2 protein-coding genes are annotated in these 2,007 nt (G+C 31.4%); both read left to right on the top strand.

Features of this window, described 5'->3' with window-relative positions; all coding sequences use genetic code 11:
- Nucleotides 1-192: 192 nt before the first annotated feature.
- Nucleotides 193-558: an endonuclease domain-containing protein gene (locus U9R42_11975; protein ID MEA3496740.1), complete on the top strand. Its 366-nt coding sequence runs from the start codon at nucleotides 193-195 to the stop codon at nucleotides 556-558.
- Nucleotides 559-714: 156 nt separating this feature from the next.
- A protein-coding gene (gene prfB / locus U9R42_11980) for a peptide chain release factor 2 (GenBank protein MEA3496741.1) occupies nucleotides 715-1,795 on the top strand; the annotation gives its coding sequence in 2 pieces (ribosomal slippage) (nucleotides 715-774 and nucleotides 776-1,795; 1,080 coding nt in all).
- Nucleotides 1,796-2,007: the final 212 nt, after the last annotated feature.

The following is a 2,007-nucleotide window of genomic DNA, read 5'->3' on the forward strand; positions in this document are numbered from 1 at the left end:
ATATTTATCATATTGAGGATGCAATAGTTCCGTAACCTCACCTAAATCCTCTCCTTTAAGGAGAGGACTTTTTTTGCATCTTAGATGCAAAAAATTGGTGATTTTACTTTTGCCATTTACAGCAAAAGAGCAATTCCTTCTCCTTGAGGAGAAGGCTAGGATGAGGTGTAACTTTGAAAATAAAATAAAATAATGAAAGAAGAACTTTTTTATGGAGCTAAACCAATATTGTTTGAAAGGGCACGGGAACTAAGAAAGCGAATGACACATGCTGAAAAAATCCTTTGGGGTAAAGTCAGGAATAGAAAAATTGAAGATAAAAAAATTAGAAGACAACATCCAATTTCCAATTACATTGTTGATTTTTATTGTCATGAAAAGAAATTGGTTATTGAATTAGATGGAGGAATTCATGAACAATTGGAACAAAAATTATATGATATTGATAGAGAAAAAGAATTAACAAATTTGGGATTAAAGGTAATAAGATTTAGGAATAGTGATGTTATTAATAATGTAGCTTCAGTATTGAAGGAAATCAAAAAACACCTCACCTAAATCCTCTCCTTTAAGGAGAGGACTTTTTAAGCAATCAAGTTGATAAAAAGTAGGTAGTAATTCCTTCTCCTTGAGGAGAAGGCTAGGATGAGGTGAAAATAAATTCTTTTATAAATTTTAATCATTTAAATTTGCATCTTAAAAAAATAACCAAATATGACTCAAGATGATTATAAAGACTTGCGTGAGCGTATCATTGCGCTAAGGGGGTATCTTTGATATTGCTTCAAAAGAAGAAAAAATAAATGAACTTGAAAAAATAACTACAAAAGCTGATTTTTGGAACAATTCGGATGATGCTGAATCTGTTTTGAAAAAGATAAAAGCAATAAAAAAATGGGTTAAATCCTATGATAATTTAGCTACTTCTTTAGATGAACTTGATGTATTAAAAGAATTCCAAGAAGAAGGTGAAGCTGACCAAGATGAGGTAAATAATCAATATAAAGTAACACTAAAAGAACTTGAAGACCTTGAGTTTATGAAGATGCTTTCAAACGAGGAAGACAGGTTAAGTGCTGTAATAGAGTTGAATGCAGGTGCAGGTGGAACAGAAAGCCAAGATTGGGTTCAAATGCTTTACAGGATGTACACAATGTATGCAGAGAAAAATGATTTTAATGTAAATGAAGTTGATTTAAAAGTAGGTGATGAAGCTGGAATAAAATCTGTAGCTTTTGAAATTGAAGGTGAATATGCTTTTGGATATTTGAAAGGAGAAAATGGTGTTCACCGTCTTGTAAGGATTTCACCTTTCGATTCAGGTGCTCGCAGGCATACATCTTTTGCTTCCGTTTATGTTTATCCTCTTGTTGACGATAGTATTGAAATTAAAATTAATCAAGCTGATATTACATGGGATACTTTTCGTTCCAGTGGAGCGGGTGGGCAAAGTGTGAATAAAATAGAAAGTGCTGTGCGTCTTACTCATAAGCCTTCAGGAATTATTGTGGAATGTCAACAGGAAAGAAAGCAGTTGAGGAATAAACAAAAGGCATTGCAATTGCTAAAATCACGATTGTATGAAGTTGAAATTCAAAAAAGAACAAAGGAAAAAGAGGTAATAGAAGCATCAAAGAAAAAAATTGAATGGGGATCGCAAGTAAGAAATTATGTTATGCATCCCTACAAGCTTGTAAAAGACTTACGTACAAATCATGAAACATCAAATGTTGATGCTGTTATGGATGGTGGTCTTGATGATTTTATTAAAAAATATTTGATGGAGAAGTCTTGAAAAAAATGAGTACAAACGATATTGTAGAAAAATTATTTAATACCAATTTAATTTCAAAACGCCTGATAAATAAATTAAATTATATTTTTTTTAGGCAAAAATTCTTTGCATAACTTGTTCCGCACTTGTTTCGGAAGCTATAGCTACGGAAATAATTTTTAACGACAAAAAAGAGAAATAGAAATGATTTATATCGAGTATTTTGAATTTAA

The sequence above is a fragment of the Bacteroidota bacterium genome, assembly GCA_034723125.1.
In the GTDB taxonomy this organism is placed as follows: Bacteria; Bacteroidota; Bacteroidia; order CAILMK01; family JAAYUY01; genus JAYEOP01.

Bases quoted from the DNA above. Each gene is read 5' to 3' on its own strand.
- U9R42_11975 (MEA3496740.1), top strand. From the start codon at position 193: ATGAAAGAAGAACTTTTTTATGGAGCTAAACCAATATTGTTTGAAAGG.